At 44.5% G+C, this 598-nt stretch carries 1 pseudogene; it reads right to left on the bottom strand.

The window, feature by feature from the left end:
• Positions 1–598: pseudogene (locus tag HMPREF9074_RS12305) on the bottom strand (gliding motility-associated C-terminal domain-containing protein); the annotation flags it as partial.

Below are 598 nucleotides of genomic sequence, written 5' to 3'. Positions count from 1 at the left end.
ACCTGTTACCGTTACTACTATGTTAGCGTTATCGCATACCGTTGAACTTGCTACTGCACAAATCTTATAGCTGATGGTATAAGTACCCGCTGGGGTATTAGGTGCTACCGTTATCGTGCCGTTAGGATTCAAGGTGAAGCCTGTTGGAGTAGCCATAGTCCAAGTAAGCGTTACTGAGCTAACACTTGGGTTTGGTATGCCGTTTAGCTTATCGTTAGTAAGTACACTTGAGGTGGTTCCTCCGGTAGTGCTACTTACTGTGGCTACATCGTCATTAGCTTCAATAGTTGTTGGCGTGGTTGTACTTGTTGTTGTACCAGTTACCGTTACTACTATGTTAGCAGTATCGCATACCGTTGTACTTGTTACTGCACAAATCTTATAGCTGATAGTATAAGTACCCGCTGGGGTATTAGGTGCTATCGTTATCGTGCCGTTAGGATTCAAGGTGAAGCCTGTTGGAGTAGCCGTAGTCCAAGTAAGCGTTACTGAGCTAACACTTGGGTTTGGTACGCCGTTTAACTTATCGTTAGTAAGTACACTTGAGGTAGTTCCTCCGGTTGTGCTACTTACTGTGGCTACATCGTCATTAGCTTCA

The sequence above is a fragment of the Capnocytophaga sp. oral taxon 329 str. F0087 genome (assembly GCF_000213295.2).
Lineage (GTDB): Bacteria > Bacteroidota > Bacteroidia > Flavobacteriales > Flavobacteriaceae > Capnocytophaga > Capnocytophaga leadbetteri_A.
This window is presented reverse-complemented; position numbering and strand designations above follow the sequence as displayed.